This window comes from Inquilinus sp. Marseille-Q2685 (genome assembly GCF_916619195.1).
GTDB lineage: Bacteria > Pseudomonadota > Alphaproteobacteria > DSM-16000 > Inquilinaceae > Inquilinus.
In genome coordinates, this window is record NZ_CAKAKL010000001.1 from 263063 (window position 1) to 288177 (window position 25115).

Annotated in this window: 25 protein-coding genes; 20 read left to right on the forward strand and 5 right to left on the reverse strand. The window is 71.3% G+C overall.

Going from position 1 to position 25115, the window contains the following annotated elements; genetic code table 11:
- Positions 1-9: 9 nt before the first annotated feature.
- Complete coding sequence (locus LG391_RS01250) at positions 10-1053, reverse strand: calcium-binding protein (RefSeq protein WP_225765081.1); 1044 nt, start codon at positions 1051-1053, stop codon at positions 10-12.
- A 299-nt stretch (positions 1054-1352) separates the two neighbouring features.
- Here LG391_RS01250 and LG391_RS01255 point away from each other — a divergent pair, with 299 nt between their 5' ends.
- Positions 1353-3413 (forward strand): M3 family metallopeptidase, encoded by a 2061-nt coding sequence (locus LG391_RS01255; protein ID WP_225765084.1) that lies wholly within the window; start codon positions 1353-1355, stop codon positions 3411-3413.
- A 20-nt stretch (positions 3414-3433) separates the two neighbouring features.
- Here the strand turns inward: LG391_RS01255 and LG391_RS01260 are convergent, their stop codons facing one another.
- Positions 3434-4315, reverse strand: coding sequence for an SDR family oxidoreductase (locus LG391_RS01260; RefSeq protein WP_225765094.1), 882 nt, complete (start codon positions 4313-4315; stop codon positions 3434-3436).
- 214 nt (positions 4316-4529) lie between these two features.
- On the opposite strand from LG391_RS01260, the gene LG391_RS01265 reads away from it, so the two are divergent.
- From LG391_RS01265 to LG391_RS01295, 7 genes are read left to right on the forward strand one after another with little or no spacing between them, the layout of a single operon-like run.
- Positions 4530-5663: a sirohydrochlorin chelatase gene (locus LG391_RS01265; RefSeq protein WP_225765096.1), complete on the forward strand. Its 1134-nt coding sequence runs from the start codon at positions 4530-4532 to the stop codon at positions 5661-5663.
- 8 nt (positions 5664-5671) lie between these two features.
- Positions 5672-6295, forward strand: coding sequence for a precorrin-8X methylmutase (locus LG391_RS01270; RefSeq protein ID WP_225765098.1), 624 nt, complete (start codon positions 5672-5674; stop codon positions 6293-6295).
- Positions 6295-7518, forward strand: a complete 1224-nt coding sequence (gene cbiE, locus LG391_RS01275) for a precorrin-6y C5,15-methyltransferase (decarboxylating) subunit CbiE (protein WP_225765100.1) — start codon at positions 6295-6297, stop codon at positions 7516-7518. The genes LG391_RS01270 and cbiE overlap by 1 nt, the downstream gene beginning before the upstream one ends.
- Positions 7515-8219: a precorrin-2 C(20)-methyltransferase gene (gene cobI / locus LG391_RS01280; protein ID WP_225765101.1), complete on the forward strand. Its 705-nt coding sequence runs from the start codon at positions 7515-7517 to the stop codon at positions 8217-8219. The genes cbiE and cobI overlap by 4 nt, the downstream gene beginning before the upstream one ends.
- Complete coding sequence (cobJ, locus tag LG391_RS01285; protein WP_225765112.1) at positions 8216-10015, forward strand: precorrin-3B C(17)-methyltransferase; 1800 nt, start codon at positions 8216-8218, stop codon at positions 10013-10015. The genes cobI and cobJ overlap by 4 nt, the downstream gene beginning before the upstream one ends.
- Positions 10012-10791, forward strand: a complete 780-nt coding sequence (gene cobM, locus LG391_RS01290) for a precorrin-4 C(11)-methyltransferase (RefSeq protein WP_225765114.1) — start codon at positions 10012-10014, stop codon at positions 10789-10791. The genes cobJ and cobM overlap by 4 nt, the downstream gene beginning before the upstream one ends.
- A 28-nt stretch (positions 10792-10819) precedes the next feature.
- Positions 10820-11398, forward strand: a complete 579-nt coding sequence (locus LG391_RS01295; RefSeq protein ID WP_225765116.1) for a HupE/UreJ family protein — start codon at positions 10820-10822, stop codon at positions 11396-11398.
- Here the strand turns inward: LG391_RS01295 and LG391_RS01300 are convergent.
- Both LG391_RS01300 and LG391_RS01305 read right to left on the reverse strand, forming a co-directional pair.
- Complete coding sequence (locus tag LG391_RS01300; protein ID WP_225765118.1) at positions 11395-12144, reverse strand: cobalt-precorrin-6A reductase; 750 nt, start codon at positions 12142-12144, stop codon at positions 11395-11397. The genes LG391_RS01295 and LG391_RS01300 overlap by 4 nt on opposite strands.
- Positions 12134-13225 carry a cobalt-precorrin-5B (C(1))-methyltransferase gene (locus tag LG391_RS01305; protein ID WP_225765120.1) on the reverse strand — a complete coding sequence of 364 codons (1092 nt, stop codon included), beginning with the start codon at positions 13223-13225 and terminating at the stop codon, positions 12134-12136. The genes LG391_RS01300 and LG391_RS01305 overlap by 11 nt, the downstream gene beginning before the upstream one ends.
- A 70-nt stretch (positions 13226-13295) precedes the next feature.
- Here LG391_RS01305 and cobA point away from each other — a divergent pair, with 70 nt between their 5' ends.
- The 4 genes from cobA to cobD all read left to right on the forward strand — a co-directional run bounded on the left by cobA (position 13296) and on the right by cobD (position 16562).
- Positions 13296-14138, forward strand: coding sequence for a uroporphyrinogen-III C-methyltransferase (cobA, locus tag LG391_RS01310; RefSeq protein ID WP_225765122.1), 843 nt, complete (start codon positions 13296-13298; stop codon positions 14136-14138).
- Positions 14139-14140: 2 nt separating this feature from the next.
- Positions 14141-14872 carry a cobyrinate a,c-diamide synthase gene (locus LG391_RS34985; RefSeq protein ID WP_255646352.1) on the forward strand — a complete coding sequence of 244 codons (732 nt, stop codon included), beginning with the start codon at positions 14141-14143 and terminating at the stop codon, positions 14870-14872.
- Between the two features lie 104 nt (positions 14873-14976).
- Positions 14977-15579, forward strand: a complete 603-nt coding sequence (locus tag LG391_RS34990; protein WP_374200712.1) for a hypothetical protein — start codon at positions 14977-14979, stop codon at positions 15577-15579.
- Positions 15576-16562, forward strand: coding sequence for a threonine-phosphate decarboxylase CobD (cobD, locus tag LG391_RS01320; RefSeq protein ID WP_225765124.1), 987 nt, complete (start codon positions 15576-15578; stop codon positions 16560-16562). The genes LG391_RS34990 and cobD overlap by 4 nt, the downstream gene beginning before the upstream one ends.
- Here the strand turns inward: cobD and LG391_RS01325 are convergent.
- The gene (locus LG391_RS01325) at positions 16559-17053 is read right to left on the reverse strand and encodes a hypothetical protein (RefSeq protein WP_225765129.1); all 495 of its coding nucleotides are present in this window, start codon (positions 17051-17053) and stop codon (positions 16559-16561) included. The genes cobD and LG391_RS01325 overlap by 4 nt on opposite strands.
- Positions 17054-17247: 194 nt before the next feature.
- Between LG391_RS01325 and LG391_RS01330 the strand changes: the two genes are divergently transcribed.
- The 8 genes from LG391_RS01330 (at position 17248) to LG391_RS01365 (ending at position 25108) form a co-directional block, all read left to right on the forward strand.
- Entirely contained in the window at positions 17248-18420 is a 1173-nt protein-coding gene (locus LG391_RS01330; RefSeq protein WP_225765131.1) for an ABC transporter substrate-binding protein, read from the forward strand.
- 204 nt (positions 18421-18624) lie between these two features.
- Complete coding sequence (locus LG391_RS01335; RefSeq protein ID WP_225765133.1) at positions 18625-19548, forward strand: branched-chain amino acid ABC transporter permease; 924 nt, start codon at positions 18625-18627, stop codon at positions 19546-19548.
- A complete protein-coding gene (locus LG391_RS01340) occupies positions 19538-20521 on the forward strand; it encodes a branched-chain amino acid ABC transporter permease (RefSeq protein ID WP_225765143.1) in 984 nt (327 codons plus the stop codon). The genes LG391_RS01335 and LG391_RS01340 overlap by 11 nt, the downstream gene beginning before the upstream one ends.
- Positions 20514-21266: an ABC transporter ATP-binding protein gene (locus LG391_RS01345; RefSeq protein WP_225765146.1), complete on the forward strand. Its 753-nt coding sequence runs from the start codon at positions 20514-20516 to the stop codon at positions 21264-21266. Before LG391_RS01340 ends, LG391_RS01345 begins: the two co-directional genes overlap by 8 nt.
- A gap of 5 nt (positions 21267-21271) precedes the next feature.
- Entirely contained in the window at positions 21272-21973 is a 702-nt protein-coding gene (locus LG391_RS01350; protein WP_225767624.1) for an ABC transporter ATP-binding protein, read from the forward strand.
- Between the two features lie 33 nt (positions 21974-22006).
- Complete coding sequence (locus LG391_RS01355) at positions 22007-22312, forward strand: hypothetical protein (protein ID WP_225765156.1); 306 nt, start codon at positions 22007-22009, stop codon at positions 22310-22312.
- Between the two features lie 106 nt (positions 22313-22418).
- Positions 22419-23444, forward strand: a complete 1026-nt coding sequence (locus LG391_RS01360) for a sugar ABC transporter substrate-binding protein (RefSeq protein WP_225765159.1) — start codon at positions 22419-22421, stop codon at positions 23442-23444.
- A gap of 167 nt (positions 23445-23611) precedes the next feature.
- A complete protein-coding gene (locus tag LG391_RS01365) occupies positions 23612-25108 on the forward strand; it encodes a sugar ABC transporter ATP-binding protein (RefSeq protein WP_225765169.1) in 1497 nt (498 codons plus the stop codon).
- The last annotated feature ends 7 nt before the right edge of the window (positions 25109-25115 follow it).

Here is a 25115-nt window from a genome sequence, read left to right on the forward strand (position 1 = left end):
CCGGTACCGCTACAGCAGGAAGTCAGCCGCGACCAGGTGGATCGCCCCGGTCAGCACGATGCTGAAATCGGCCTTGGCATCGCCATTGATGTCGCCGGAGATCGTCGTGGTGCCGCCGGCGATGGTCGCGTGCAACTCGCCGGCATGATGGCCGAAGGCCGCCGTGCCGATGAAGCGGAAGGCTTGGTTGCCGCCGACGCCGGTGTTGGCGTCGATCAGGCGCAGGTCGATCCGGTCGCCCTCGGCATGGCTGAAATCGACGATCCGGTCCGGGGCGCCGACGGTGCTGTGCGCGGCCGAATCGAAGACGAAGCGGTCGGCGCCCGTGCCGCCGCCCATGGCGTCCTTGCCGGCGCGGCCGTCGATCACGTCGCTGCCGGCGCCGCCGACCAGGCTGTTGGCCGTGGCGCCGCCGCGGATGACGTCGTTGCCGGCGCTGCCATAGACCGTCTCGATGCCGCTCAGCACGTCGCCCTGGGCGTTGCCGCCGATCCCGGTGCCGGCGGCGATGTCGACCGTCACCCCGACCGCGCTTTCGCTGTACATCACCGTGTCGATGCCGGCGCCGCCGACCAGATGGTCCGCCCCGGCGCCCCCGCGCAGCACGTCGTTGCCGACGCCGCCTTCGAGCGTGTCGTTGCCGGCGAGGCCGCTGAGGACGTCGTTTCCGGCCAGCCCGGACAGGGTGTCGCCCTTCTGCGAGCCGGACTGGGTGTCGTCGCCGGCGAACAGGCTGTTGGCCAAGCCGGTGAAATCGCCGTTGGCGATCTGCGAATAGGTGGTCGCGGCGCTGAGCGAGGTGCCGGCAATGGTGGCGATCGTGACGCCGTTCTGGGACAGCACCAGCCCGGTCACCACGCCGGTGATCCCGAACAGCCCGATGCCCAGGCCGCTGCCGGTCAGATCGATCGACACCCCGTCGAAATCGATATGCCCGGCGGTAGAGGTGAGGGAGGCCACTCGTGGATTGTCGAAATCGAGCTGCGCCAGGGCGTCGAAGGAGAACCCGGCGCCGTCGATCCCGTTCGGCGCATTCACCGTCAGCGTCGTCATCTGCAACCCCCTGCTGACCCCGGATATCCGGGGCTGTCGTTTTAGAATACGGGGGTATGCTAGCGAGGCCGATCAGGAACCGCCATTGGGAAACCAGTAATCCGGCGGTTAAATCTTTGTGACCACAATTCAAAGATCTATAATATTTTGCTGCAATGCAAAATTTATAAGTTTTAAATCTCTGAATATCGAAGCTGCCTCGACAAGCCTGCGTCGTCCGGACGGCGATGCGGGATTGCTGACACGGGGTTGCGATCCTCGTTAGTCTGGCGGCCAAGGATGATCACAGCGGTGTCACGATGAGCTCCGAGACGCAGACCTCCGCCAACCCGCTGCTCGCGCCGTGGGACACACCGTTCGGCAGCCCGCCCTGGGAGCGGATCGCGGCAAGCCATTTCCGCCCGGCCTTCGACGTGGCGCTGGCCGAGCATCTCCGCGAGATCGAGGCGATCGCCGGTGATCCGGCCGAGCCCAACTTCGACAACACCGTCGCGGCGCTGGAGCGCAGCGGCCGCCTGCTGCGCCGCGTGGCCGCCGCCTTCTTCAACCTGACCTCGGCCCACAGCAACGACGCGCTGGAGGCGGTGGAGCGCGACGTCGCGCCGCTGCTGGCCCGGCATCACAACGCGATCCAGCAGAACCCGGCACTGTTCCGCCGGGTCGACGCGCTGTTCGCCCGGCGGGCCGAGCTCGGCCTGACGCCGGAGCAGGACCGGGTGCTGGAGCGCTATCATCTCGGCTTCACCCGCAGCGGCGCCGGGCTGGACGAGGCGGCGAAGCAGCGCCTGTCCAAGATCGTCGAGCGGCTGGCCACGCTGGGCACCCAGTTCGGCCAGAACGTGCTGGCCGATGAGAAGGCCTATGCCCTGGTGCTGGACGGCGAGGCCGACCTGGCGGGATTGCCGCAGGAGCTGCGCGACGCGGCGGCGGCCGCCGCGGCCGAGCGCGGCCAGCCGGGGAAGCACGCGATCACGCTCGGCCGCTCCAGCATCGAGCCGTTCCTGCAGTTCTCCGCCCGGCGCGACCTGCGCGAGACGGCGTTCAAGGCCTGGATCGCCCGCGGCGAGAGCGCGGCCGCCGACAACCGTCCGATCATCGCCGAGACCGTGGCGCTGCGGGCCGAGCAGGCGCGGCTGCTGGGCTATCCCAGCTACGCCCATTTCCGCCTGGCCGACACCATGGCCAAGACGCCGGAGGCGGCGCTGGACCTGCTGAACTCGGTCTGGCAGCCGGCCCGGGCCCGCGCCCTGCAGGAGCAGGAGAAGCTGCAGGCGCTGGTGGCGGAGGAGGGCGGCAATTTCGAGATCGCCGCCTGGGACTGGCGCTACTACGCCGAGCAGCAGCGCAAGCGCGAGTTCGACCTCGACGAGAGCGAGCTCAAGCCCTACCTGCAGCTCGAGCGCATCATCGAGGCCGCCTTCGACACGGCGCACCGCCTGTTCGGCCTGTCCTTCCGGGAACGGCGCGACGTGCCGGTCTGGCACCCGGACGTCCGGGCCTGGGAGGTGACGGGGCGGGACGGCCGCTTCGTCGGCCTGTTCTACGGCGACTACTTCGCCCGGCCGTCCAAGCGCAGCGGCGCCTGGATGGAGGCGATCCGAGAGCAGGAGAATCTCGACGGCGAAGTGCGCCCGATCGTCGTCAACGTCATGAACTTCGCCAAAGCGGCCGAGGGCACGCCGAGCCTGCTCAGCTTCGACGACGCCCGCACCCTGTTCCACGAATTCGGCCACGCCCTGCACGGGCTGATGTCCGACCTGACCTATCCGGCGATCGCCGGCACCAACGTGGCGCGCGACTTCGTCGAGTTCCCGTCGCAGCTCTACGAGCACTGGCTGGAGCGGCCGGAGATCCTGCGCCGCCACGCGTTGCACTACCGCACCGGCGAGCCGATGCCGGAGGCCCTGCTGCAGCGGGTGCTGGCGGCGCGCACCTTCAACCAGGGCTTCGCCACGGTCGAATTCATCTCCTCGGCCCTGGTCGATCTCGACTTCCACGCCGCGGGCGCCGACGCCTCCGACCCGGCGGCCTTCGAGCGCGCGACGCTGCAGCGGATCGGCATGCCATCGGCGATCGTGATGCGGCACCGGCCGCCGCATTTCCAGCACGTCTTCGCCGGCAGCGGCTATTCCGCCGGCTATTACAGCTATCTGTGGTCGGAGGTGCTGGACGCCGACGGCTTCGGCGCCTTCGAGGAGGCGGGCGACATCTTCGATCCGGCGGTGTCGGAGCGGCTGGCGGAGTTCGTCTATTCCGCCGGCTACCGCCGCGACCCGGCCGAAGCCTACCGCCCCTTCCGCGGCCGCCCGCCCGAGCCGCAGGCGCTGCTGAAGAAGCGCGGTTTGGCCGAGGCCGCGTGAGGGGGCATGGAGGGGCGGGGCTAGGCCCGCTCCTCCGCCCAGATCGCATCCAGCCCCTCGCGATAGCTCGGATAGGCCAGGTGCACCCCGAGCTCCTCGGTGATCCGGTCGACCTTCAGCCGCTTGCACTCCGAATAGAACTCGCGGCCCAGCGGCGACAGGCCGGCCTGATCGAACGGAATCAACGGCGGCGGGTCGATGCCGAGTAGCCGGGCGGCATGCTCGATCGGGTCGTTCGGGCTGGACGGATGGCCGTCGGCGACGTTGTAGACCGCCCCCGGATCGGGCTTGCGCATCGAGGCCATCAGCACCGTGCCGATGTCGTCGACATGGATGCGGTTGAACACCTGGCCCGGCTTGTCGATGCGCCGGGCGCGGCCGTGCCGCAGCTGGTCGAGCGCGCTGCGTCCAGGCCCGTAGATCCCGGCCAAACGGAACACCTGCACCGCGACGCCGGTGTCCTGGAACGCCGCGAACCAGGCGCGCTCCGCCTCCAGCCGCTTCCAGCCGCGCGGCGAACCTGGGGTCGGGTCGGCTGACTCGTCGATCCAGGCGCCGCCGCGGTCGCCATAGACCGAAGGGGTGGAGAGATAGCCGACCCAGCCCAGCTGCGGCAGCGCCCGCAATGCGTCGGCCAGCGCCGGCACCGCCGGGTCACCTGATTCTTCCGGCGAGATCGACTGCACCAGATGCGTGGCGCCGGCCAGGGCGGCGGGGGCCAGCGGCTGGTCCGGGCCGAAGGCATGGGCCTCGAACCCCTCGTCGCGCAGCCGCTCCAGCCGGTCGGCGTCGCGGGTGGTGCCGGCGACCTGCCAGCCGAGGTCGCGCAGCCGCCGCGCCAGCCGGGTCATGCTGTAGCCGAGGCCGAACACAAAGAGCCGGCCGGGTCGCAGATCGTCCATCGGATGTCGCGTCGCTGTTGCCTTCCAGGGGAAGCCTATAGCAATGTGCCGGCCGGGACGTCGACGGTGCGTCCCGCGACGCCCCCGGGACACGTGTCGTGACGGGGTTCCATCGGACGGATAGATCCAAGCGATATCCGCGCGTGCCGCCCACCGTCCGCTGCCGGTCCCTCGGGCCGGCCGTGCCGGCATGGCGTGGAGCCAGGAGGGCATGATGGCGGGCAAGCTGGGCGTGATGGTCTGCGGCCATGGCAGCCGGGACCAGGGGGCCGTGGACGAGTTCGCCGCCGTCTCCCTGCAGCTGCGCCGCCGCCTGCCGCAATACGAGGTCGATTACGGCTATCTCGAATTCGCTCGCCCGATCATCCGCGACGGGCTGGACCGGCTGCGATCCCGCGGCGTGACCGAGGTGCTGGCGATCCCCGGAATGCTGTTCGCCGCCGGCCACGCCAAGAACGACATCCCCTCGGTGCTCAACACCTACCAGGCGCAGCATCCGGGTCTGACCATCCGCTACGGCCGCGAGCTCGGCATCGACGTCAAGATGCTGCGCGCCGCCGGCGAGCGGGTGCAGGAGGCGGTGGAGATCGCCGACGCGAAGCGCGAGGACGGGCCGATCGGCCGGCACGAGACCATGCTGGTGGTGGTCGGCCGCGGCGCCTCGGACCCGGACGCCAACTCCAACGTCGCCAAGGTCATGCGGATGCTGTGGGAGGGCATCGGCTTCGGCTGGGGCGAGACCGCCTATTCCGGCGTCACCTTCCCGCTGGTCGAGCCGGCGCTGGAGCATGCGGCGAAGCTCGGCTATCGCCGCATCGTCGTGTTCCCGTACTTCCTGTTCACCGGCATCCTGGTCGACCGGATCTACGACGCCACCGACGCCGTGGCCGTCCGCCATCCGGAGATCGAGTTCGTCAAGGCGCGCTACCTGAACGATCACCCCCTGGTGCTGGAGACGCTAGAGGATCGCATCGCCGAAATCCTCGACGGCACCGGCAACATGAACTGCCAGATGTGCAAGTACCGGATGCAGGTGCTGGGCTTCGAGGCCGAGGTCGGCCTACCGCAGGAAAGCCACCACCACCACGTCGAAGGCATCGGCAGCGGCCCGGCGCACCATCACCATGATCACGACCACGGTCACCACCACCATGGTCATGATCACCACCATCACGATCACGGGCACGACCATCACCATCATGGTGACCACGGCCACCATCACCATCACCATCACGATCATGGGCATGGTCACAGTCACAGTCACAGCCACGACCACGGCCATCACCACCATCCCTATCCCCACGCCGATCATCCGCTGGGGCCGAAGAGCCTGAAGAGGGCCGGGTGAGAGGCGCGATGGCGCACGCCTATCTCCGCGACCCGGAGGCGATCTACCGCCAGTCCTTCGCCACCATCCGGGCGGAGGCGCGGCTGGAGCGGTTCCCGCCGGATATGGCCGGGCTCGCGGTGCGGGTGGCGCATGCCTGCGGCATGGTCGAGGTGGTCGACGACCTGCTTTTCACCCCCGACGTCGCGGCGCGCGGCCGGGCGGCGCTGGCGGCCGGCGCGCCGGTGCTGGTCGATTGCCGGATGGTCGAGGCCGGCGTCATCCGCTCCCGCCTGCCGGCGGGGAACGAGGTCGTTTCCCTGATCGGCGACCCGTCGCTGCCGGATCTGGCCCGCCGTCTCGGCACCACCCGCTCGGCGGCGATGGTCGAGCTGTGGCGCGGCCGGCTGGACGGCGCGGTGGTGGCGATCGGCAACGCCCCGACCGCCTTGTTCCGGCTGCTGGAGCTGCTGGAGGAGGGGGCGCCGAAGCCCGCCGCCATCCTCGGCTTCCCGGTTGGCTTCGTCGGCGCCGCCGAATCCAAGGCGGCCTTGGCCGAGAGCGACGTGCCGTTCCTGACCCTGCCGGGCCGGCGCGGCGGCAGCGCCATGGCCTCGGCCGCGGTGAATGCCTTGGCTCGGGAGGGTATCTGATGGCCGCACCCTGGCTGTCCGTCATCGGCATCGGCGAAGACGGGCTGGCCGGCCTGTCACCCGCCGCCCGGGCCCTCTATGACGGCGCCGAGATCGTGGTCGGCGGCAGGCGGCATCTGGCGATGGTGCCGGAGGACGGCCGCCGCCGGATTCCCTGGCCGCCGCAGCTGCTGGCCCTGGTGCCGGAGATCGAGGCGTTGCGCGGCCGCCGGGTCTGCGTCCTGGCCAGCGGCGACCCGATGTGCTTCGGCGTCGGCGTCACCCTGTCGCGCCGCATCCCGATCGAAGAGATGGTGGTGCTGCCGGCGCCCTCGGCCTTCAGCCTGGCCTGCGCCCGGCTCGGCTGGCCGCTGGTCGAGGCCCGCATGGTGACGCTTCACGGCCGGCCGCTGGAGCTGGTGGTGCCGCATCTGCAGCCCGGCGCGAAGCTCCTGGTGCTTAGCGCCGACCGCACCACCCCGGCGCGCCTCGCCGACCTCCTGCGCCGCACCGGCTGGGGCCGCAGCGGCTTCGCCGTGCTGGAACGGATGGGCGGGGAGGGCGAATGCCTCACCCGCGCCACCGCCGCGGAGTGGGGCGACCAGGAGGTCGACGACCTCAACACCATCGCCGTCGACTGCGTCGCCGGGCCGGAGACGCGCGTGTTGCCGGCCGCGCCGGGCCTGCCGGACGACGCCTTCGCCCATGACGGCCAGCTGACCAAGCGCGAGGTGCGGGCCATGACGCTCGCCGCGCTGGCGCCGTCGCCCGGCCAGGTGCTGTGGGATGTCGGCGCCGGAAGCGGCTCGATCGCGATCGAATGGATGCGCAGCGACCCGCGCTGCCGGGCCGTGGCGGTGGAACGCGATGACGGCCGTCTGGCCCTGATCGCCCAGAACGCGGCGGCCCTGGGCACGCCCTTCCTCAAGGTGGTGCGCGGCGAGGCGCCGAAGGCGCTGGCCGGCGACCTGCCGCGGCCCGACGCAGTGTTCATCGGCGGCGGCGTCACCGCGGAAGGCGTGGTCGAAGCCTGCTGGGCCGCGCTGCCGCCGGGCGGCCGGCTGGTCTCCAATGTGGTGACGGCGGAGGGCGAGGCGGCGGTGATCGGCCATCAGTCCCGGCTCGGCGGCAGCCTGACCCGCATCGCCGTGTCGCGGGCCGAGCCGGTCGGCGGCTACCAGGGCTGGCGCCCGCTGATGCCGGTGACGCAATGGGCCGCGGTGAAGCCGTGGGGGCAGGAATGACCGGCACCCTCTACGGGCTCGGTGTGGGCCCAGGCGATCCGGAGCTGATCACGCTGAAGGCGCTGCGCCTGCTGCGGGCGGCGCCGGTGCTGGCCTATCCGGCGCCGGATGTCGGCGACAGCCTCGCCCGCGCGATCGTGGCGCCGCATCTGCAGGGCGGGCAGACGGAGATCGCCATCCGCGTGCCGATGCGGGTCGATCCGGCCCCGGCCCAGGCGGCCTACGACGCCGCGGCGGTCGAGATCGGCGCGCATCTCGATGTCGGCCGCGACGTGGCGGTGCTGTGCGAGGGCGACCCGTTCTTCTACGGCTCCTTCATGTATCTCTTCGGCCGGCTGGCGGAGCGCCATCGGGTCGAGGTGGTGCCCGGCGTCTCGTCGCTCACCGCCTGCGCCGCCGCCACCGGCCTGCCGCTGGCCGCCCGCAACGACGTGCTGACCGTGCTGCCAGCGCCGCTGCCGGAGGAGGAGCTGCGCCCGAGGCTTCTGGCCGCCGAGGCCGTGGCCATCATGAAGCTGAGCAGACACTTCAAGAAGATATCGCAATTGCTTGAAGAAACTGAATTGTATGATAGCGCGCGCTACGTCGAACGCGCGACACTCGGCCATCAGCGCGTGCTGCCGCTACGAGAGGTCGACCCCGAGACCGTGCCCTATTTCTCGATGATCCTGGCGCATCGGCGCGGGGCGGCGTGGCGATGACGGCGCTGGTCACCCTGACCGCGGGCGGGCTCGCCACCGCGCAGCGGCTCAAGCCGCTGCTTCCAGCCGCGGCGATTCATGCGCCGGCCTGCCGCGTCACCGGGGCCGATGTCGCCTTCGGCAAGCTGGCCGACCATCTGCGGAGCCTGTTCGCGACGGGCGAGCCGATCATCGGCCTCTGCGCCGCCGGCGCCCTGATCCGCATCCTGGCGCCGCTGCTCTCCGACAAACGTAACGAGCCGCCGGTGCTGGCGGTGGCGGAGGACGGCAGCGCGGTCGTGCCGCTGCTGGGCGGCCATCACGGCGCCAACGACCTGGCCCGGCAGGTGGCGCAGATCCTCGGCATCGCCCCGGCGATCACCACCGCCGGCGACCTGCGCTTCGGCGTGGCGCTGGACGATCCGCCGGCCGGCTGGCGGCTGTCGGAGTCCGGCGATTACAAGAGTTTCGCCGCCGCTCTTCTGGCCGGCGAGCCCGTCCGCCTCGATGGCGATCTGCCCTGGTTGGCCGGGGCCGGCCTGCCGCTCGACCCGACGGCGCGCAAGGCGATCGTCTCCAGTGTTCGCACTCTCCCGCCCGATCCCGACCGGCTGGTGTTCCACCCGGCGAGGCTCGCGGTCGGCGTCGGCTGCGAGCGCGGCACCGAGGCAGCGGAGATCGAGGCGCTGATCCGCGACACCCTGGACGGGGCCGGGCTGGCCCTGGAGGCCGTGGCGGCGCTGGTCTCGGTCGACCTCAAGGCCGACGAGGCGGGGCTGCAGGCGGCGGCGCGGGCGCTCGGCCTGCCGCTGCGGGTCTTCGATCCGGCGAGGCTGGAGGCCGAGACGCCGCGCCTGGCCAACCCGTCCGAGCTGGTGTTCCGCGAGATCGGCTGCCACGGCGTGGCCGAGTCGGCGGCGCTGGCTGCGGCCGGGGAGGGCGGGCGACTGGTGGTCGAGAAGCACAAATCCCGCCGCGCCACCTGCGCCGTGGCCGAGGCTCAGGCGATCCTCGACGCCGGCCGGATCGGCCGGAAGCGCGGCACGCTGGCGCTGATCGGCATGGGCCCGGGCCGGGCCGACTGGCGGGCGCCGGAGGCCGACCGGCTGATCGCCGCTGCCACCGACCTGGTCGGCTACAGCCTCTATATCGACCTGCTGGGGCCGGCCGCCGCCGGCAAGGTGCGGCACGACTACAGGCTCGGCGAGGAGGAGATGCGGGTGCGCGCGGCGCTGGACCTGGCGGCGGAGGGGCGGGACGTCGCCCTGATCTGCTCCGGCGACGCCGGCATCTATGCCATGGGCAGCCTGCTGTGGGAGCTGATCGAGCGCGGCGGCCGGCCGGACTGGCGCCGGGTCGAGGTCACCACCGTGCCCGGAATCTCGGCCATGCAGGCGGCCGCGGCCCGCATCGGCGCGCCGCTGGGCCATGATTTCTGCGCCATCTCGCTGTCCGACCTGATGACGCCCTGGCCGGCGATCGAGCGGCGGATCGCGGCGGCAGCGCAGGGCGATTTCGTCGTCGCCTTCTACAACCCGGTGTCGCAGCGCCGCCGCTTCCAGCTGGCGCGGGCGCGCAAGATCCTGCTGGCACACCGCCCGGAGGCAACGCCGGTGGTGCTGGGCCGCAATCTCGGCCGCGACGGCGAGACCCTGACCGTCACCACGCTGGGTGAACTCACCGTCGAGATGGTCGACATGCTGACTCTGGTGCTGGTCGGCTCCTCGGAAAGCCGGGCGCTGGTGCTCGGCGACGGCACCCCGCGCGTCTACACGCCGCGCGGCTATGGCGACAAGCCGGAGGCGCAGCGGGCATGACCGTGCATTTCATCGGCGCCGGGCCCGGCGACCCGGACCTGCTGACCCTGCGGGGCCGCGACCTGATCGCCCGCTGCCCGGTCTGCCTCTATGCCGGCTCGCTGGTGCCGGAGGCGGTGGTGGCGCATGCGCCGGCGGACGCCCGGGTGATCGACACCGCGCCCTTGCACCTCGACCAGATCATCGCCGAGATCGAGGCTGCCCACGCCCAGGGCCAGGATGTCGCCCGGGTGCATTCCGGCGACCCGTCGCTGTACGGCGCGATCGCGGAGCAGATCCGCCGGCTGAAGGCGCTGGGCATCCCCTACACCATCACCCCCGGGGTGCCGGCTTTCGCGGCGGCTGCCGCCGCCCTGGGCACCGAGCTGACCCTGCCCGACGTCAGCCAGACCGTGATCCTGACCCGGACCACGATGAAGGCCTCGGCCATGCCGCCGGGCGAAGAGCTGGAGACGCTGGGCCGGTCCGGCGCGACGCTGGCGATCCACCTCTCGATCCGCAACATCCCGGCCGTCCGCCGGGCGCTGGAGCCGCATTACGGCGCCGGCTGCCCGGTGGTGGTGGTCTATCGCGCCACCTGGCCGGACCAGCAGATCATCCGCGGCACCCTGGCCGATATCGGCGCCAAGGTGCGCGAGGCGAAGATCACCCGCACCGCGCTGATCCTGGTCGGCCGCGTGCTGGGCGACGCCGAGTTCACCGACAGCGCCCTCTACGACCCGGCGCATGTCCATGTGCTGCGCCCCAAGCGCGGCACGAAAGTTGCGTCTGTGTGACCTTGATGCTCTGACCCTGGAGATCCCAATGAAACTCGCCAAGACCCTTGCCCTGACCGCGCTGGCGACGCTGCTGCCGGTGGCGGCCCATGCCCATCCGGGACATGACGTGGTCGGCTTCCCGGCCGGCTTTGAGCACCCGTTCTCGGGCCTCGACCACATCCTCGCCATGGTCGCGGTCGGCATCTGGGCCGGCCAGGTCGGCGGCCGCTACATCTGGCAGGCGCCGCTGGCGTTCCTGACCCTGATGGCGCTCGGCGGCATCGCCGGCATCCAGGGCCTGGGCCTGCCGATGGTCGAGCTCGGCATCGCCGGGTCGATCATCGTCTTCGGCGCCCTGATCGCCCTGGCGGTGCGGCCGGTGGCCTGGGTCGGCATGGCGGTGACCGGGGTCTTCGCCGTGTTCCACGGCTACGCCCATGGCGCCGAGATGCACCCGGATTCCTCGGCCTTGACCTACGGAATCGGCTTCATCGCGGCGACCGCGATCCTGCACGGCATCGGCATCGGCGCGGCGCTGGGCCTGAACCGGCTGCGCTTCGCACCGGTGGAGCGCGCGCTGGGCGCCGCCATCGCCGTGGCGGGCGTGGTCATCGCGGCTGGCTAAGCCCTCAGCCAGTCCAGCGCCCCGGCGACAGCGGCCACGGCCGGCGTCGCCGGGGGCGCCGGGCGCCGGATCATGACCACCGGGATCGCCGCCTCGCGCGCCGCCGCCAGCTTCGCCGCCGTGGCGTCGCCGCCGGCATTCTTGGCGACCACCGCGCGGATGCCGTGCCGGGCGATCAGGGCGCGCTCACCGTCCAGCGTGAACGGCCCGCGCTCGCTCAGCAGCAGGCAGTCCGGCGGCAGGTCCTCCGGCACGGGCGGCTCGATCGAGCGCAGCACGAAGCGCAGGGCCGGGCAGCGCTTGAACGGCGCCACCTCCTGCCGGCCGAGGGTCAGCAGCACGGCGGCGCCGGCCGGCAGCGCCCCGGCCAGCCAGTCGGCCGCCTCGGCGGCATCGGCCACCTCGATCCAGCGGTCGCCCGGCACCGGCGTCCAGGCCGGCCGTGCGATCCGCAGCAGCGGCACGCCCGCCTCGGCGCAGGCGGCTGCGGCATTGGCGGACATGGTCGCGGCGAAGGGGTGGGTGGCGTCGACCACCCGGTCGATCCGCTCGCTCCGCAGATACGATGCCAGCCCGTCGGCGCCGCCGAAGCCGCCGATCCGCACCGCGCCGGGCAGCGCCGCCGGCGCCCGGGTGCGCCCGGCCAGGGAGGTGACGACCTCCCACTCGCCGGCTCCGTCGAGCGCTCGGGCCAGCGCCGCCGCCTCCGTGGTGCCGCCGAGGATCAGCAGGCGCCTACCAGCCATCGGCGGCTCCCACCAGCCCGCCCTGGCGGTCGAACACCAGGATCTCGACCGCGACGCCGCTGCCCTCGACCACGCCCTGCGCCGTCGCCTGGGCGCGCCGGGCCACCAGATCGGCCAGCGGGATGCCGGCGCCCGAGGCCAGGTCCAGCACCTGCTTGGCCGTGTTGGCGCGCCGCGCCTGCTCGACCAGCCCGGCCGGGGCGCCGGCCTCGGCCAGCCGGTCGCCGAGCCAGTCGAAATCCACCTCGCTGCGGCCGGAATGCAGGTCGAGGAAGCCCTGCGCCAGCTTGGTCAGCTTGCCGAAGCCGCCGCCGATGGTCAGGCGCGGGATCGGGTGCGCCTTCAGGTATTTCAGCAGCCCGCCGGCGAAATCGCCCATGTCCAGCAGCGCCGTGTCCGGCAGGCCGTAGCGCGCCGCCACCGCGGCCTCGGAGGTCGACCCGGTGCAGCCGGCGACATGGCTCAGTGCCAGCGCCCGGGCGACATCGATGCCGCGATGGATCGAATGGATCCAGGCGGAGCAGGAGAAGGGCACGACCACGCCGGTGGTGCCCAGCACCGACAGGCCGCCGACGATGCCGAGCCGCGGGTTCCAGGTCTTCTGCGCCAGCCGCTCGCCGTCCGGGATCGAGATCTCGATCACCACATCGCCGGCATCGCCGTGCTCGGCCGCGATCCGGGCCACGGCTTCGGTCATCATCCGGCGCGGCACCGGGTTGATCGCCGGCTCGCCGGGCGGCACCGGCAGGCCGGGCAGGGTGACGGTGCCCACGCCCGGGCCGGCCTGGAAGCGCACGCCCGTCCCGGCCTCGCCGCGCCGCACCTCGGCGATCACCAGCGCGCCATGGGTCACGTCGGGGTCGTCGCCGGCGTCCTTGACGATGCCGGCGCGCGCCCAGCCGTCGCCGCGTCCCTCCAGCGCCAGGGCGAAGGCCGGCGTCTCGCCGCGCGGCAGGGTGATCGTCACCGGGTCCGGGAAACGGCCGGTCAGCAGCGCGGTGTAGGCGGCGGCGGTCGCGGCGGTGGCGCAGGCGCCGGTGGTCCAGCCGCGCCGCAGCGGTCCCTCAGGTTTACGGGCCATACGGGTTTCGATACAGGAAGCGTCGCAAGCTGCCTAGCGGCCTTGCCGCATGGCTTTTAAGGTTCCGGTGATGGTTGATCTTCCTCTGTCCTTTCCGGCCTTCGAGCCAGGCTGGGTCTGGCTGGTCGGCGCCGGCCCCGGCGATCCCGGCCTTCTGACCCTGCACGCGCTGCATGCGCTGCGCTCGGCCGATGTCGTGGTCTATGACGCGCTGGTGTCCGACGCGATCATCGGCCTGGCGGCGCCCGGCGCGGTGCTGGAATTCGCCGGCAAGCGCGGCGGCAAGCCGTCGCCGAAGCAGCCCGACATCACCGCCCGGCTGATCCAGCTGGCCCGGGCCGGCAAGCGGGTGCTGCGCCTGAAGGGCGGCGACCCCTTCGTCTTCGGCCGGGGCGGGGAGGAGGGGCTGGCGCTGGTCGAGGCCGGCATCCCGTTCCGCATCGTCCCCGGCATCACCGCCGGCGTCGGCGGCCCGGCCTATGCCGGCATCCCGGTGACGCATCGCGACACCAACCACGCCGTCACCTTCCTGACCGGCCATGACGCCACCGGGGACGTCACCGCCGGCGTCGCCTGGGACGCGATCGCCCGCGGCTCGCCGGTGATCGTGGTCTATATGGCGATCAAGCACATCGCCCGGATCGCCGCGCATCTGATCGAGGGCGGCCGGTCGCCCGCCGAACCGGTGGCGGTGATCAGCCGGGCGACGACGCCGCAGCAGCGGGTGCTGGAGACCACGCTGGCCCGGGCGGCCGAGGATGTCGCGGCCCAGGGCATGGAAGCCCCGGCGGTGGTCGTGGTGGGCGAGGTGGTGCGGCTGCGCGCGGCGCTCGACTGGCTCGGCGCGCTCGACGGCCGGACCCTGACCCCGGACCCGCTCGGCACCCGCGGGAAGGGCGAGGCGGCCTCGTAGCCATGAGGGCTTGCCCTGGCCTGATGATCGCGGCCCCGGCCTCCGGCAGCGGCAAGACGGTGGTGACGCTCGGCTTGCTGCGGCATCTGCGCGACCGTGGAGTCGCCGTGGCCTCGGCCAAGTCCGGCCCCGACTATATCGACCCCGCCTTCCACGCCGCGGCCGGCGGCCGGCCCTGCGTCAACCTCGACGCCTGGGCGATGCGGCCGCAGACGCTGGATGCCCTGGCCGCACAGCAGGCCGAGGGGGCGGAACTCCTGGTCGTCGAGGCGGCGATGGGGCTGTTCGACGGCGCGCCCGGGCCCGGCTCCGTCGGCGACGGCTCGGCCGCCGACCTCGCCGCCCGCTTCGGCTGGCCGGTGATCCTGGTGCTGGACGCCGGCGGCCAGGGCTTCTCCGCCGCCGCGGTGCTGGCCGGCTTCAAGGCCTTCCGAGAGGACGTCCGGATTGTGGGCGTGATCTTCAACCGGGTCGGCAGCGCCCGGCACGAAACGATCCTGCGCCGTGCTGCAGATCACGCCGGGCTGCCCGTGCTGGGGCTCGTCCTGCGGCTGCCGGCCCTGGCGCTGCCCTCCCGCCATCTCGGCCTGGTCCAGGCCGGCGAGCATGCGGCGCTGGAGGCGTTCCTGGCCGCGGCGGGAGAGGCGGTCGGGGCGGGGATGGATGTGGAAAGGCTGCGCCAAGCTTGTTCTGAAGCCCAGCAAGATATCCTCCCCCCCTGCGGGAGGGGGTAGGGGAGGGGGCTCGGGCCGAGAGAACAATTGGGCGGGCCTGCACTCTTCGATCGACAAACCCCCCGCCGGCCCCCTCCCGCACGGGGAGGGGGAGTGTTGAGAGATTGGCCTTGCCATCCCTCGGCCAGCGCATCGCCGTGGCCCGGGACATGGCCTTCGGCTTCGCCTATCCCCATCTCCTGGCCGCCTGGCGTGAGGCGGGGGCGGAGATCCTGCCGTTCTCGCCGCTGGCCGACGAGGCGCCGGATCGCTCCGCCGACGCCGTGTACCTCCCCGGCGGTTATCCCGAGCTCCAGGCCGGTCGCCTCGCGGCCAACCGCCGCTTCCTCGACGGGCTGCGCACGGCGGCGGGGCAGGGCCGGACGGTCTCCGGCGAATGCGGCGGCTACATGGTGCTCGCCCCCGGCCTCACCGATGCCGAGGGGAACCGCCACGCCATGGCCGAGCTGCTGCCGGTCGAGACCTCCTTCGCCGAGCGCCGGCTGCATCTCGGCTATCGCCATGCCGTCCTGGCCGCCGCGATGCCGCTCGGCGCCGTCGGCACCGTCTGGCGCGGCCACGAGTTCCACTACGCCTCGATCCTGTCCGAAGGGCCGGGCGAGGCGCTGTTCGAGGCCTGGGACGCGGAGGGCGCGCCGCTCGGCCCGATGGGCCGGCGCGCCGGCTCGGTCTTCGGCTCCTTCTTCCACCTGATCGACCGGGCATGAGCATGGTTCCGCATGGCGGCGATCTGGCCGCGGCCGAGGCCCGCTGGGGCCGCCCCGCCCAGGGCTGGCTGGATCTCTCCACCGGCATCAATCCGATGCCCTATCCGGTCCGTGCGATCGACCCCGCTGCGTGGCACCGGCTGCCGCAGCACGACCGGCTGCACCGGCTGCTGGAGATCGCCCGGGCCTGCTACGGCGCCCCGGCCGGCACGCCGATCATCGCCGCGCCGGGCACCCAGATCCTGATCCAGCTGCTGCCCCGGCTGCGTCCCGGTGCCCGGGTGGCGATCCTCGGCCCGACCTATGGCGAGCATGCCGCCTGCTGGGCCGCGGAGGGCGCGGCGGTGGCCACCGTCGGCTCGCTGGAGGAGGCCGCGGCCGCCGAAGTCGTCGTGCTGGTCAACCCGAACAATCCGGACGGCCGGATCGTCGATTCCGCACGCCTGCGGGCCCTGGCCGATGACCTGGCGCCGCGCGGCGGCCTGCTGGTGGTCGACGAAGCCTTCGCCGAGGTGACGCCATGGGCCAGCGTCGCGGCCGAGGCCGGACGCCCCGGCCTGCTGATTCTCCGATCGTTCGGTAAATTCTTCGGCCTGGCCGGCATCCGCCTCGGCTTCGCCCTCGGCGCTTCGGCAGAGATCGACCGGCTGGCGCGATGGCTCGGCCCCTGGGCGGTGCCGGGACCGGCGATCGAGATCGGCATCGCCGCGCTGTCGGACCGGGGCTGGCAAGACGAGACCCGGGCGCGCCTGTCCGCCGCTGCCGATCGGCTCACCGGCCTGCTCGCCGCCCATGGCTTCGCCGACCGCGGCGGCACCGACCTGTTCCGGCTGGTGGAGCATCCGCAGGCGGCGAGGGTCTGGGACCGGCTCGGCCGCGCCGGCATCCTGGTCCGGCCCTTCCCGGCCCGTCCACCGCTGCTGCGCTTCGGCCTGCCGGGGGGCGAGGAGGGCTTCGCCCGCCTCGCCGCCGCCCTCGGCTAGGATCCCGTCTCGGGCCGCGGCCAGGCGTTGCGGGCCCAGTTGCTGACATAGGAGGCCAGGACCAGCGAGACGCCGGTGCCGATCCAGGTCGACTGGCCCCGCAGGTGGAACCAGATGACGAAGGCGGCGAGGCCGGCCGAAGCTGCGAAGAGGAACAGCGCGGGCAGGCGGCTGCCGACCTGGATGTCGGCGGAGGCGGACATCTCGGTGCCTGGGCCGGTCAGCCGCGTCGTCCGGCGCGGTTCGCTCTCCTGCAGCTCGACCGTCACTCGGCCTCTTCGCGCACCGGCCCTCCGGCGGCCGCGGCCCGAGGTGATCGAGACCAGGATCATCGACCCGACCATCGCGGCCACCGCCCAGTCGAAGGCGATCACCATGACCAGCGCGGTCGACGGGCGATGCTCGGTCCACCAGAGATGCCGCGCCAGCAGGAACAGCAGGATCGCGCCGACGGTGAACATGCTGCCGACCAGCAGCATCGTGGAGGGCATGCGGGGTTTCGTTCGCTTCGGCATGCTGCGACCATAGTCCTGCCGGCCGCCGGTGCAACCCGGCCTGAATCTGTTTTAACCTTAAAGCATTTCGTGATTACATGGATCCCAATCGCTTCCGCCCGACGGAGGCGCGTGAAAGACTGGCGGCCGGCGGCTATGGTCGGCGTCCGACAAGAAACGGGGAGAGCATCATGGCGAGACGCGTTCCGGCCCTGCTGGCGGCCGCACTGATGGCGACGGTGCCGCTCGCGGCGCAGGCCGAGGAGGGCAAGCTCAAGGTCGGCTTCATGGCCACGCTTTCCGGCCCGCCGGCGGCGCTGGGCCAGCACATGCGCGACGGCTTTCAGCTCGGGGTCAAGGAGTTGGGCGGTACGCTCGGCGGCCTGCCGACCGAGGTGGTGGTCGAGGATGACGAGCTGAAGCCCGACATCGCCGTCAACAAGGTCCGCAAGCTCTTGGAGAGCGACCAGGTCGACATCGTCGTCGGCGTCGTCTTCTCCAATGTCATGATGGCGATCGCTAAGCCGGTGACCGGCGCCGGGAAGATCCTGATCAGCCCGAACGCCGGGCCGTCGCCCCTGGCCGGCAAGGGCTGCAGCCCGTATTTCTTCTCGGTCTCCTATCAGAACGACCAGAACCACGAGGTCATGGGCAAGTACGCCCAGGACAAGGGCTGGGCCAAGGTGGCGCTGATCGCCCCGAACTACCAGGCCGGCAAGGACGCGCTGGCCGGCTTCAAGCGCCACTACAAGGGCGAGGTGGTCGAGGAGATCTACACCCAGGTCAACCAGCAGGATTTCTCGGCCGAGCTGGCGAAGATCGCGGCGGCCGAGCCGCAGGCGGTGTTCGTGTTCATGCCCGGAGGCTCCGGCGTCAACCTGGTGCGGCAGTACCGCCAGGCCGGCCTGGCCGAGCGCATCCCGTTCCTGTCTGCCTTCACCGTCGACGAGACCACGCTGCCGGCCACCAAGGACGCGGCGCTGGGCCTGTTCGCGGGCGCGCAATGGGCGCCGAACCTCGACAATGCCGCCAACAAGGCCTTCGTCGCCGCCTTCGAGAAGGAATACGGCTACGAGCCGGCGCTCTACGCCGCCAACGGCTACGACGCCGCCAAGCTGATCGACGCCGCGATCCGCCAGGCCGGCGGCAAGACCGACGCGGAGACGCTGAAGACGGCGATCCGCGAGGCGAAATGGACCAGCGTCCGCGGCGACTTCGCCTGGAACAAGAACAACTTCCCGGTCCAGGACTTCTACCTGACCGAGGTGGTGAAGCGCGACGACGGCAAGATCGTCACCAGCCGGGTCGAGACCGTGTTCCCGGACTACGGCGACGCCTACGCCGACCAGTGCTCGATGGATTGAGGCAGGGACAGCGGGCCGGTTCGTGATGGCGAGACCCTGCCAGCCCTCACCCGGACGTCCTGGCGGACATCCGACCTCTCCCGCCACGCGGGAGAGGCAAAAGGGGGTGCATGAATCTTTACCTCTCCCGTTTACGGGAGAGGTCGGGCTCGCGCAGCGAGACCGGGTGAGGGGCGGCGCGGCGATGCCGCGCCAGGCGAAGCCATGAGCACCACCCTCCTGGTCGTCCAGGCCCTGAACGGGCTGCAGCTCGGCGTGCTGCTGTTCCTGATCGCGGCCGGGCTGACGCTGGTCTTCGGGGTGATGGACTTCATCAACCTGGCGCATGGCGTGCAGTACATGCTGGGCGCCTATTTCGCCGTCGCCTTCTACGGCCTGACCGGCCACTTCCTGCTGGCCCTGCTGCTGGCACTGGCGGCGGCGCTGCTGCTCGGCCTGCTGCTCGAGGTGCTGGTGTTCCGACATCTCTACGGCCGCAGCCATCTCGACCAGGTGCTGGCGACCTTCGGGTTGATCCTGTTCTTCAACGAGGCGGTGCGGGCGATCTGGGGCTCGTCGCCGCTGAGCTACCCGATGCCGGAGGCGCTGTCGGGGTCGATCGCGCTGATACCGGGGCTGCTGTACCCAGTCTACCGGCTGGTGGTGCTGGCGGCGGGCCTCGGCGTCGCGCTGCTGCTGTGGGTCCTGATCGCGCGCACCCGGATCGGCATGCGGGTCAGGGCCGGGGCCAGCAACGCCGACATGGTCTCGGCGCTGGGCGTCAACATCCGCCGGCTGTTCATGATCGTGTTCGGCGTCGGCACCATGCTGGCGGGCTTCGCCGGTGCCCTGGCAGGGCCGATCTTCGCGGTCGAGCCGAACATGGGCGACAACTTCCTGATCCTCGCCTTCGTCGTCATCGTCATCGGCGGCATCGGCTCGATCAAGGGCGCCTTCATGGCCTCGCTGCTGGTCGGGCTGGTCGACACGCTCGGCCGGTCCTTCGCCACCGACCTGTTCCGCCTGGTGCTGGCGCCCGCCGCGGCCAACCAGGTCGGGCCGGCGCTGGCCTCGATGCTGATCTACCTCCTGATGGCCGCGATCCTGTTCTGGCGCCCGGCCGGGCTGTTCCCCGCCCATGGCCAGTGACGCGATGACCGGGGCAACGATCTCGCCCCCCTCCGCGCTGCGCTCGGCCTGGCCGGCGCTGCTGATCTTCGCCGTGCTGGCGCTGGTGCCGGTGGTGGCGCCGCTGCTCGGCGGCGGCAGTTATCCGCTGACCGTCGCCGGCCGGATCATGATCTTCGCCATCGCCGCGGTCAGCCTCGACCTGATCCTCGGCTATGGCGGGCTGGTGTCCTTCGGCCATGCCGCCTTCATCGGCCTCGGCGCCTATGCCGTCGGCATCCTGATGGATTCGGGGTGGGAGGAGGGGCTGCTGCTGTTCCCGGCCGCGATGCTGGCCGCCGCGCTCTTCGCACTCCTGACCGGCGCGGTGTCGCTGAAGACCCGCGGCGTGCACTACATCATGATCACGCTGGCGTTCGGGCAGATGGCGTATTTCACGATGACCAGCCTGTCCGCCTATGGCGGAGACGATGGGCTGACGCTGTGGTCGCGTCCGCTGGTCACCGGCTTCGATTGGCTGAACGACCGGTCAGCCTTCTACTATGCGGTGCTGCTCCTGCTGGTCGCCGCCTGGGCGCTGTGCCGCGCCGTCACCCGGTCGCGCTTCGGCCGGGTGCTGCGCGGCTGCCGCGAGGACGAGGAGCGGATGCGGGCTTTGGGCTACGATCCCTTCGCCTACCGCTTGGCCGCCACGGTCATCGCCGGCGCCATCGCCGGCCTGGCCGGGGCGCTGCTGGCGGTCCAGGCGGAGTTCGTCAGCCCGGCCTACATGTCCTGGCAGCGCTCGGGCGAGCTGATCGTGATGGTGGTGCTGGGCGGCATCGGCAGCCTGCACGGCGCCATCGTCGGCGCCGCCGCCTTCCTGCTGGCGGAGGAACTGCTGTCCGGCGTCACCGAGCATTGGCGGCTGATCTTCGGGCCGCTCCTGATCCTGGTGGTGCTGTTCCTGCGCGGCGGGCTGGGCGGTCTGCTCGGGAAGGTCCGGCATGACTGAGCCGGTGCTCCAGGTCGAAGGCCTCTGCAAGCGCTTCGGCGCCCTGACCGTCACCGATGGCGTCGGCTTCGACGTCCGGCCGGGCGAGATCCACGCTTTGATCGGCCCGAACGGCGCCGGCAAGACCACGCTGATCCAGCAGATCTGCGGCCGCCTCGCGCCCGATGCCGGCACCATCCGCTTCCTGGGCGAGGATGTCACCCGCCTGTCGGCGCATCGAAGGGCGCAGCGCGGCCTGGCCCGCACCTTCCAGATCACCCGCCTGCTGCCTGGCTTCACCACGCTGCAGAACGTGGCCACGGCGGTGCAGCGCCGCCGCGGCTCCAGCTTCCGCTTTCTCCGGCCAGTCAGCCGCGACCGCGGAATCGACGCGGCGGCCCGGGCGCTGCTGCAGCGTACCGGCCTCGCCGCGCGGGCTGATGTCCCGGCGTCGGCGCTGAGCCATGGCGAGAAGCGCCAGCTCGAGCTCGCCATGGCCCTGGCGCTGGAGCCGAAGCTGCTGGTGCTCGACGAGCCGATGGCCGGCACCGGGCGGGAGGAGACGGCCCGGCTGGTCGAGCTGCTGCGCGGTCTGGCCGGCAGCCTGCCGATGATCCTGGTCGAGCACGACATGAGCGCGGTCTTCGCCCTGGCCGACCGCATCTCGGTGCTGGTCTACGGCCGCGTCATCGCCACCGGCATGCCGGCCGAGATCCGCGCCAGCCCGGAGGTCCGCGCGGCCTATCTCGGCGAGGAGGCGGCGTGACCGCGCTGCTGGAGATCGAGGGGCTGGAGGCCGGCTACGGCGGCGCCCAGGTGCTGTTCGGCATCAGCCTGGGCGTTGAGGCAGGGGAGATCGCGACCCTGCTCGGCCGCAACGGCATGGGCAAGACCACCACCATCCGCAGCCTGCTGGGCCTGCTGCGCCCGAGGGCCGGCCGCATCCGTTTCGAGGGATCCGACATCACCGGCCTGCCGCCCTACCGCATCGCCCAGGCCGGCATCGGGCTGGTGCCGGAAGGCCGGCAGATCTTCCCGACCCTGACGGTCGAGGAGAACCTGGTCGCCACCGCCGCCGACCGCTTCCGCCGGGCCAAGCCCTGGACGCTCGACCGGGTCTACGCCGTCTTCCCGCGGCTGGCGGAGCGGCGGCGGCACCGCGGCAGCCAGCTGTCCGGCGGCGAACAGCAGATGCTGGCGATCGGCCGGGCGCTGATGACCAACCCGAAGCTGCTGGTGCTGGACGAGGCGACGGAAGGGCTGGCACCGCTGATCCGGGCCGAGATCTGGGCCTGCCTCGACCGGCTGAAGGGCGAGGGCCAGTCCATCCTGATCGTCGACAAGACCCTCGACGCCCTGCTGCGCCTGGCCCAGCGCCATGCGGTGATCGAGAAGGGAAGGGTGGTGTGGAGCGGCACGAGCGCGGAGCTCGCCGCAGCCGAGGGAACACGGGAGCGTTATTTGGCGCTATAGTGGGACTGTGTCGTCCAGCCCGGGGAGTGCCAGATGAACACCGCCAACCTCCAGCTCGAAGGCGTCTATGCCGCGCTCACCGCGCTGATGACGGCGCTGCGCGACAAGGGCCTGCTCAGCCAGGAGGAGATCGACCAGGCGCTCGCGAAGGCGGAGGCTGGCCTTGTTGCCGATGTCCGGCGCCCGGCCGAGGTCAGCGCCGCCAATGTCGAGGCGATCTGCTTCCCGCTGCGCTATCTGCGAATGGCCAACAAGGCCGCGGCGGAAGAGCCGGCGCCGTCCTTCTCCGTCCTGGCGGCCCGGGTGGGGCAGAGCAGGCCGCGCGGGCAAACTGTCTGACAAATAGCCGTTGCGCCGTCTCCCGCGCGCTGCCAGAGTTTCATCGGGGCTCGCAAGAAGCCCCGGGTGACTGTTGTTTCGACAGCACGATATCGGGAGGACGTCCATGGGCGATCGTGAGCATCGCAGCAGGCGTGATTTCATCATGGCCGCGGCGGCGACGGCGGGCGCGGCAGCCGCGCTCGGCGGGCTGGATTTCAAGATGGCGGCGCAGGCGGCGGAAGCCGTCGGCCGGTCCGAGAAGCCGCTGAAGGCGGCCTTCTCCAATGCCGGCCTGCAGGCCACCTGGTGTGCCCAGGGCAAGCAGGCGGCGGAATACTGGGGCAAGCTGTTCAACGTCGAGATCACCTGGTTCGACGGTGAGCTGGCGGCGCCGAAGCAGCGCACCGCGATCGACAACATGGCCTCCCAGAAATGGGACTTCGTGGCCATCCAGGCCTTCGGCATCGGCACCCTGACCCAGCCGGTGCAGAAGATGATCGACGCCGGCATCCCGGTGATCGACATGGACACGCTGATCGCACCGCTGGACCAGATCAACGTCCACAGCTTCCTGGCCCCGGACAACGAGTTCATGGGCGCGTCGGTGACCCAGGCTTTGTGCAACGCCATCAACGGCGAGGGCACCATCATCATGACCCAGGGCGCGCTCGGCCACACCGGGGCGCAGGGGCGGGCGCGCGGCTTCGAATCGGTGGTCAAGCAGTTCCCGAAGATCGAGGTGCTGAACACCGACCCGGCCGACTGGGACGTGTCGAAGACGGCGCGTCTGTGGGAGACGCACCTGACCAAGTATCCGAAGATCAGCGCCGCCTTCTTCCACAATGACGACATGGCGCTTGCCGCCTACAACGTGATGAAGGCCCGCAACCGGACCGACATCCTGATCGGCGGCGTCGACGCCATGCCGCCGGCGATCCAGGCGGTGGCGGACGGCCGCATGTACGCGACCGTGCGCAACCCGTCCTGCCGCATCCATGGCGGTGCGGTGATCGCCGGCGTCGCGGCAGTGGTCGGCGGCGAGAAGACGGGGCCGGGCGGCATCCCGAAATCCGTGGTCACCGACGGTCCGGTCGTGACCAAGGCGAACGCGGCCGGGATGCAGTGGATGCAGGATCACTTCCTGATCTGACCACGGCCGTCTTTGGAACCGGTATTGCAACTTAAACTGTCATGCCCGGGCTTGACCCGGGCATCCAGAGGATGTCGAGACCCTCTGGATTGCCGGGTCGAGCCCGGCAATGACACCGGGGGCTTGGGGGGAACCCTCGGCCGGACGGCAGTGGACAGGCCCGCACGATGACACAGCCCCCTGTGCTCGAGCTCAGCGGCATCTCGAAGGCGTTCGGCGGCGTCCGGGCCCTTCGGGATGTCGACTTCGCGCTCAAGGCCGGCGAGATCCACGGCCTGGTCGGCGAGAACGGCGCCGGCAAGTCGACCCTGATGAAGATCATCGCCGGCGTGCATTCGGAGTATGAGGGCCGGATGCGGATCGACGGCCATGACGTGCGCTTCCGATCGGCCCGCGACGCGCTGGCCGCCGGCGTCGGCATGGTGCATCAGGAGCTCAGCATCGTGCCGGACCTCAGCGTGGCCGAGAACGTGTTCCTCGGCTCGCAGCCGCTGACCCGGCTCGGCGTCGTCGACTGGGCCGGCATGCGCCGCGCGGCGGGGGAGCAGCTGCGCCGCCTCGGCATCGACCTCGACCCGCGCACCCCTGCCGGCGCCCTGCCGATCGGGCTGCAGCAGCTGATTGAGATCGCCCGGGTGCTGTTCTCCGGCGCCCGCATCATCATCCTGGACGAGCCGACCTCCGCCCTGTCGCCGCCGGAGATCGAGCGGCTGTTCGGCGTGCTGCGGCGGCTGCGCGACGAGGGGCGCAGCTTCGTCTTCATCTCCCATTTCCTCGACGACATCCTGCGGATCTCCGATTCGGTGACGGTATTCCGCAACGGCCAGCGCGTCATGACTGCTCCGGCCGCCGATACCGACAAGATGATGCTGATCGACCGCATGATCGGCGCCGGCCATGACGAGCTGGAGGAGAGCTACACCGGCGAATTCCGGCTCGACCCCAAGCCCCGCCATCCGGTGGTGCTGTCGGTCGACGGGCTGTCGCTGGCCGGCCGCTACCGCGACGTCTCGCTCGAGGTGCGGGCCGGCGAGGTGCTGGGCATCTACGGCTTCATGGGTTGCGGCCAGCTCGAGCTGGCGCGAACCCTGTTCGGCAAGCTGCGCGCCGATGCTGGCCGGATCTCGGTCGAAGGGCGGCCGGTGCGGCTGTCCAGCACCGCCCAGGCCCGGCGGGCCGGCATCGCCTTCGTGCCGGAGAGCCGGCGGGCGATGCTGTTCCATCACGAGCCGATCTACAAGAACGTCTCGATCAGCATCCTCGACCGGATCTCGCGCTGGCTGCTGCGGCCGGAGGCGGAGCGCGGCATCGCCCGCAAGCATGTCGAGACGCTGCGTATCCGCACCCCGCATGTCGATGCCGAACTCGGCGCGCTGTCGGGCGGCAACCAGCAGAAGGTGGCGCTGGCCAAGTGGCTGACCTACGCGCCGCGGGTGCTGATTCTGAGCGAGCCGACCCGCGGCATGGATGTCGGCGCCAAGGAGGATGTGGTCGGCATCGTCCGCGGCCTGCGCGACCAGGGCATCGGAGTCGTCGTGGTGTCGGCGGAGCCGGAGACGGTGCTGGCGCTGGCCGACCGGATCGTGGTGATGCGCAAGGGCGAGATCGCCCGCGAATTCGCGGACGGCACGGTCAGCAAGGACCGCCTGCTCGAGGCGGCGTGACAGGGGA

Bases quoted from the DNA above. Each gene is read 5' to 3' on its own strand.
- LG391_RS01255 (WP_225765084.1), top strand. From the start codon at position 1,353: ATGAGCTCCGAGACGCAGACCTCCGCCAACCCGCTGCTCGCGCCGTGG.
- LG391_RS01270 (WP_225765098.1), top strand. From the start codon at position 5,672: ATGGCGCACGCCTATCTCCGCGACCCGGAGGCGATCTACCGCCAGTCC.
- LG391_RS01295 (WP_225765116.1), top strand. From the start codon at position 10,820: ATGAAACTCGCCAAGACCCTTGCCCTGACCGCGCTGGCGACGCTGCTG.
- cobD (WP_225765124.1), top strand. From the start codon at position 15,576: ATGAGCATGGTTCCGCATGGCGGCGATCTGGCCGCGGCCGAGGCCCGC.
- LG391_RS01305 (WP_225765120.1), bottom strand. From the start codon at position 13,225: ATGGCCCGTAAACCTGAGGGACCGCTGCGGCGCGGCTGGACCACCGGC.
- LG391_RS01250 (WP_225765081.1), bottom strand. From the start codon at position 1,053: ATGACGACGCTGACGGTGAATGCGCCGAACGGGATCGACGGCGCCGGG.
- LG391_RS01325 (WP_225765129.1), bottom strand. From the start codon at position 17,053: ATGCCCTCCACGATGCTGCTGGTCGGCAGCATGTTCACCGTCGGCGCG.
- LG391_RS01340 (WP_225765143.1), top strand. From the start codon at position 19,538: ATGGCCAGTGACGCGATGACCGGGGCAACGATCTCGCCCCCCTCCGCG.
- cobM (WP_225765114.1), top strand. From the start codon at position 10,012: ATGACCGTGCATTTCATCGGCGCCGGGCCCGGCGACCCGGACCTGCTG.
- LG391_RS01360 (WP_225765159.1), top strand. From the start codon at position 22,419: ATGGGCGATCGTGAGCATCGCAGCAGGCGTGATTTCATCATGGCCGCG.
- LG391_RS01355 (WP_225765156.1), top strand. From the start codon at position 22,007: ATGAACACCGCCAACCTCCAGCTCGAAGGCGTCTATGCCGCGCTCACC.
- cobI (WP_225765101.1), top strand. From the start codon at position 7,515: ATGACCGGCACCCTCTACGGGCTCGGTGTGGGCCCAGGCGATCCGGAG.
- cobA (WP_225765122.1), top strand. From the start codon at position 13,296: ATGGTTGATCTTCCTCTGTCCTTTCCGGCCTTCGAGCCAGGCTGGGTC.
- LG391_RS01345 (WP_225765146.1), top strand. From the start codon at position 20,514: ATGACTGAGCCGGTGCTCCAGGTCGAAGGCCTCTGCAAGCGCTTCGGC.
- cbiE (WP_225765100.1), top strand. From the start codon at position 6,295: ATGGCCGCACCCTGGCTGTCCGTCATCGGCATCGGCGAAGACGGGCTG.
- LG391_RS01335 (WP_225765133.1), top strand. From the start codon at position 18,625: ATGAGCACCACCCTCCTGGTCGTCCAGGCCCTGAACGGGCTGCAGCTC.
- LG391_RS01300 (WP_225765118.1), bottom strand. From the start codon at position 12,144: ATGGCTGGTAGGCGCCTGCTGATCCTCGGCGGCACCACGGAGGCGGCG.
- cobJ (WP_225765112.1), top strand. From the start codon at position 8,216: ATGACGGCGCTGGTCACCCTGACCGCGGGCGGGCTCGCCACCGCGCAG.
- LG391_RS01330 (WP_225765131.1), top strand. From the start codon at position 17,248: ATGGCGAGACGCGTTCCGGCCCTGCTGGCGGCCGCACTGATGGCGACG.
- LG391_RS34985 (WP_255646352.1), top strand. From the start codon at position 14,141: ATGAGGGCTTGCCCTGGCCTGATGATCGCGGCCCCGGCCTCCGGCAGC.
- LG391_RS01365 (WP_225765169.1), top strand. From the start codon at position 23,612: ATGACACAGCCCCCTGTGCTCGAGCTCAGCGGCATCTCGAAGGCGTTC.
- LG391_RS01265 (WP_225765096.1), top strand. From the start codon at position 4,530: ATGGCGGGCAAGCTGGGCGTGATGGTCTGCGGCCATGGCAGCCGGGAC.
- LG391_RS01260 (WP_225765094.1), bottom strand. From the start codon at position 4,315: ATGGACGATCTGCGACCCGGCCGGCTCTTTGTGTTCGGCCTCGGCTAC.